General features: G+C 62.3%; 3 protein-coding genes and 1 pseudogene. 3 read left to right on the forward strand and 1 reads right to left on the reverse strand.

All coding sequences use genetic code 11. The features are described from left to right. Positions 1-503: 503 nt before the first annotated feature. Positions 504-1007 carry an AfsR/SARP family transcriptional regulator gene (locus ELR45_RS42525; protein ID WP_420813839.1) on the forward strand — a complete coding sequence of 168 codons (504 nt, stop codon included), beginning with the start codon at positions 504-506 and terminating at the stop codon, positions 1005-1007. 283 nt (positions 1008-1290) lie between these two features. On the opposite strand, the pseudogene ELR45_RS42530 reads toward ELR45_RS42525, so the two are convergent. Beyond that, positions 1291-1512, reverse strand: a pseudogene (locus tag ELR45_RS42530) (IS1634 family transposase); the annotation flags it as partial. Between the two features lie 356 nt (positions 1513-1868). Here ELR45_RS42530 and dcd point away from each other — a divergent pair. Beyond that, positions 1869-2444, forward strand: a complete 576-nt coding sequence (gene dcd, locus ELR45_RS05960) for a dCTP deaminase (RefSeq protein WP_129664315.1) — start codon at positions 1869-1871, stop codon at positions 2442-2444. A gap of 77 nt (positions 2445-2521) precedes the next feature. Further along, the coding region (locus ELR45_RS05965) for a (Fe-S)-binding protein (RefSeq protein WP_240759195.1) at positions 2522-4689 on the forward strand (2168 nt) is incomplete at its 3' end.

A 4689-nucleotide genomic window follows, 5' to 3' on the forward strand; every position in this document is an offset into this window, starting at 1 on the left:
GATGCCGCCTGACCCCGTCACCGACACCACGACGGAGGCGAGCACCGACCCAGTCCTCGAGCGCAGCGCCTGACCCACCGAGGATCGCCGGGCGCTACACCACTACTTGGGACTTGACCGAGTCTCGTCGTCACGTTGACCCGATTGATACCATTTGCTATTATTTATAGTCAATAGCTATCAAATCAATGGTGGGTTGTTTGATGCGATTTTACCTGTTGGGTCCGATCGAAATTAGAAATGGACATACCGTTTCCAAGTCGACCGACTCATTGAACTGGAAACTTCTTGTCACGTTACTCCTTGAGCCTAATCATGCATTGTCTATAAACTACCTATCCACTGCACTCTGGAACGACGATCCCCCGACAACCGCGCGTCAACAGGTCCAGAACATTGCATCTGAGCTTCGACGCAGATTGAGCCGCCTTGGAATCGAGGGAATTATTTGCCGCACTGGCGACTCCTATCGAGTGACGAGCTCGACCCAAAGCTTCGACCTTATGGAGTTTCAGAACCTGGTGCACCAGGCTCGCATATCTTCGAAAGACAACCACTACGGTACCGCATTGAGTCGGATTAGGTCTGCATTGGACCTATGGCGAGGAGCCGCACTCTCAGGGGTTTCTGGATACTTTTTTGAACGAGAAGCACAACGCTTGGAGGAATTTAGACTCTCTTCAACTGAAGAGATGATGGCCCTCGAGCTGACAATGGGTAACCATGAACATGCGGTATGCGAGTTACGAAAGCTTCTAAACGCGCACCCGTCGAGACAACGACTCGCGGCGCTGCTCATGTTGGCGTTGCATCTTACAGGGCGGAGTGTTGACGCGCTGGACGTATTCATGGACTTGAGAAATCACATGATCAACCATTTAGGACTCGGGCCAGACACGGCGATAAAGGACCTACACCAAGCGATTCTTCGCGCTGATACATCTGCTTCGCCGCGTCACGTGGATCCACCATATGCTCTCTGGCGTCGGCTCACAGCCTTAGCCTGAGTCTACTTCCCACGTGTGGCTGACAACGGCGCGTGAGGCGTGGACGCTCTTTGAACTTGATGGTGTGCGTTGCGAGCGCCACCATTCGGACTAGAGGGGCCATCTCTCAGATGTGGTCTGCCGCACGCAGTGGCCGGGATAAGTGATCTTCGATCATGGGCTGCTGGTTTTGCACGCGGGTCTGGCCCGATACCTGCTGTGTATGGGCCAGCGTGCGTCGCATCGTGGAGTAGCTGGCCGATCTCCTGCCCAGCTCCGAACAACCCAGCAGACCCTCCGCGCGGACCAGCCGGGCCACCGGCTGCACAGGCTCCACGTAGAGGTCCAGCAGGCCCTGAGCCAAGTGCTCCAACAGCTCACGGGCCCTGCCCAGCAGCACCCCGAGCTCGGCATCAGTATGCGCAGAACCGACATGCTTCACGATCCGCTGACGCCCACCGGCGTACTCAGCGATCTGCACCGCCGTCGCTCCCGACGCCGTCCGCACCCGCCTGATGAACGCCACACAGCGACCCTAGAACACCTCCTTAGTGCGTGAAGCGCCCCAACCAAACGACATCACGACAGCTCAGCGCCCTGCCGTCCCAGCAGTCCTCTGGAGGTAAGCAAACTCAGGTTGCATTGGCCACATCTTGTACGGCGACTGTGACGAACGGGACCCTGGCGGGCAGGCCGACTCCGCACTTCGGGAGTCGTCGGTCGTCACCGAGCAGGTCAGCGCAGCCCGACAGGGCCGGTTGCACCGGCGAGCTCACGCCTAGAAGGCGACTCGCACCAAGATGGGCGACCCCTGCGCTGCCCTCACTCGGCCTAGGGCCCGGTGACAAGCAGCGACCTCCGGCATTCGGGTATCGTCCGAGCATGCTGCTTTCGGATCGAGACATCAGGACCTCCGTCGAGAAGGGACGGATCGTCCTGGAACCCTATGACCCGGAGATGGTGCAGCCGTCCAGTATCGACGTCCGGCTGGATCGGTACTTCCGGGTGTTCGAGAACCACCGCTATCCGCACATCGACCCGGCGCAGGAGCAACCCGATCTCACCCGCATGGTCGAGCCCACGGACAACGAACCGTTCATCCTGCACCCCGGTGAGTTCGCACTCGCCTCGACGTACGAAGTCGTCACCCTGGGCGACGACGTCGCCGCCCGGCTCGAGGGGAAGTCCTCGCTGGGCCGGCTCGGCCTCCTCACCCACTCGACTGCGGGCTTCATCGACCCTGGCTTCAACGGACATGTCACGCTGGAGCTCTCCAACGTCGCTACGCTTCCCATGAAACTGTGGCCAGGCATGAAGATCGGCCAGCTGTGCTTCTTCTCGTTGAGCAGTCCAGCGGAGGAACCGTACGGCTCCGAGCGGTACGGCTCGCGTTACCAGGGCCAGCGGGGTCCGACCCCGAGCCGCTCATACCTGAGCTTCCACCGCACGGACACCTAAGTTACCGACGAGTAGGATGGTGTCCGAGATTCGAGAACAGTTCGTTCCAGCCGTGGAGTGAGAGGAGGCTGGGTGCCATGCAATACGCCGCCGTAGTCGTATCGCTCGGTGTCACCGCCATGGCGCTGGTGGTGCTCACCGACGCCGTCATCCGCATGGTGAGCGTCATCCGGCTGGGCCCGTCCGCGCCGGAGCGTTTGGACCACCCGGGACAGCGCGCCAGAACACTGATCCGAGAGTTCCTCGGCCACAACCGCATGCTCAAGCGACCCGTCGTCGCTGTGGCGCACTGGTTCGTCATGGTCGGGTTTCTCCTCCTTTTCGCGACTCTCATCACCGCGTACGGCCAGCTGTTCGACGCGGAGTTCATGTTGCCCCTGATCGGTGAGTGGCACCCCTTCGAATGGTTCATCGAAGCGCTCACCTGGCTCACTCTCGCCGGGATCACGACTCTGATCGTCATCCGGCAGGTATCACACCCGCGGAGCGAAGGACGCCGGTCGAGGTTCTACGGCTCGACGTTCTGGCAGGCGTACTACGTCGAGTTCACCATCGCGACGATCGCGATCAGCATCCTCCTGCTGCGAGGCCTGGAGTACCGCCTGATCGGCGACGTGGCGCACTTCCCGTTCACGTCATTCATAGGCGAAGCCTTCTCGGGTGTATCGACCTCTGGCGTCGAGAGTCTCATCCACGTGGTCGCCGCCGTGAAGATCACCGTGTCCTGGATGTTCTTCATCGTCATCGCGTGGAAGCTCACCATGGGCGTGGCCTGGCATCGTGGCCTGGCGTTCTTCAACATCTTCTTCAAGCGCAACGCCGACGGCGCGCCCGCACTGGGGGCGGCCAAGCCGCTGACCGTCAACGGCCAGCCCGTCGACTTCGAGAACATCGACGACCTCGACGAGGACGCAGCTCTCGGCGTGGGCAAGGTCGAGGACTTCTCGTGGAAGGGTCTGCTGGACTTCTCCACCTGCACCGAATGCGGCCGCTGCCAGTCTCAGTGCCCGGCCTGGCACACGGACAAGCCGCTGTCGCCGAAGCTGCTCGTCATGGGCCTCCGAAACCACGCGTTCGCCAAGGCTCCGTACCTGCTCGCGGGCGGCGGCAAGGACATGATGGGCGACGAACAGGGGAGCCCCGAGCAGCTGGCGAACGTACCGGCACAGGCGTTGGCCGAGGCCGAACGTCCGCTGGTCGGCGCGACCGAAGGAGACCCGGCGTGGCCGTCGGCGGGCGCCGTCATCGACCCCGACGTCCTGTGGTCCTGCACCACCTGCGGCGCGTGCGTCGAGCAATGTCCCGTCGACATCGAACACGTCGACCACATCCTCGACCTGCGCCGTTACCAGACCCTCATCGAAACCGAGTTCCCGAACGAGCTCAACGGCATGTTCAAGAATCTGGAGAAGTCCGGCAATCCGTGGGGCATGAATGCCTCCAAGCGGATGGACTGGGCCAAGGACCTGCCGTTCGACGTCAAACAAGTCGGCGTCGACGTGGAGTCGCTGGACGAGGTCGATTGGCTGTTCTGGATCGGCTGTGCGGGTGCCTTCGAGGACCGGGCCAAGAAGACCACACAGGCGGTCGCCGAGCTATTGCACACCGCGGGCGTCTCGTTCGCGGTGCTCGGCGATGGGGAGACCTGTACCGGTGATCCCGCCCGGCGCTCGGGCAACGAGTTCCTTTACCAGCAGCTGGCGCTGCAGAACGTCGAAGTGCTCCGGGAGACCAAGGCGGTACGCGTCGTCTCCAGCTGCGCGCACTGCTTCAACACACTCAAGAACGAGTACCGGCAGCTCGGCCTCGAGCTCGAAGTGGTCCATCACACGCAGTTGCTCAACCGGCTGGTTCGCGAAGGCGAGCTGACTCCGGTCGCGGCCCCCGACGGGGAGGTCGCCGGGCGCCCGGTCACGTACCACGATCCCTGTTATCTGGGCCGGCACAACAAGGTCTACGAGCCACCCCGGGAGCTGGTAGAGGCGCTGCCCGGGGTGGAGTACCGGGAGATGCCCCGCAGTGGCTCCACCTCGTTCTGCTGCGGCGCCGGCGGCGCGCGCATGTGGATGGAGGAGCGGACCGGGAAGCGCATCAACAGCGAACGCACGGATGAAGCCCTGGCCACGCTCACCTCCTCAAGCAACGGCGAACGTGACGGCATCGACCAGCAGGCATCCGGCTCGATCGCGGTGGGGTGCCCATTCTGCCGGGTGATGCTCTCGGACGGAGTCACCCAGGCGCAGTC

It is taken from the genome of Phytoactinopolyspora endophytica, assembly GCF_004138495.1.
GTDB classification, from domain to species: domain Bacteria; phylum Actinomycetota; class Actinomycetes; order Jiangellales; family Jiangellaceae; genus Phytoactinopolyspora; species Phytoactinopolyspora endophytica.

What these genes read in the sequence shown, in the direction of transcription:
- ELR45_RS42525 (WP_420813839.1), top strand. Translation starts at nt 504, where the DNA reads ATGGAGTTTCAGAACCTGGTGCACCAGGCTCGCATATCTTCGAAAGAC.
- dcd (WP_129664315.1), top strand. Translation starts at nt 1,869, where the DNA reads ATGCTGCTTTCGGATCGAGACATCAGGACCTCCGTCGAGAAGGGACGG.